Raw genomic sequence first — 365 nt, forward strand, 5'->3', positions numbered from 1 at the left:
CAACAACGTCAGTTACAGGCTGATCACGGCCACGACCTTTTGGTGTCTGTTCCGTGTTTTTGGGAAGGGGCGGACGACCACGCTTTTTAGGCGCAGGTGTTTCCTCGATAACATCGAGGTCCTGCGCGGGTCGTTTCACCTTTTTCTTAACCTTCTTCTCGGGCGCAGGCTCTTCGGTTTTGGGTCGCAGATCAAATCCCATCATATCTTCGATGGACAACTCTGCTTTTTTCTTAGCCATGACGATTCCTTAGAAGGTGCCGTCCGGCATTGGAATAGCAATCCGGTGCGCTTCGCAGATCATGACGGGAAACCCGTTCGCGTTGCTGCGTTCCATGGGCTTGCGGCATTCAGGGCACAGCCCT

At 53.7% G+C, this 365-nt stretch carries 1 protein-coding gene; it reads right to left on the bottom strand.

The window, feature by feature from the left end:
- Positions 1-241 (bottom strand): hypothetical protein (locus AC1RPR_RS08495; RefSeq protein ID WP_481763514.1); only part of this gene is annotated, 241 nt, incomplete at its 3' end.
- Positions 242-365 lie beyond the last annotated feature (124 nt).

This window comes from Dellaglioa sp. CoH-57-MRSF-22 (genome assembly GCF_056781895.1).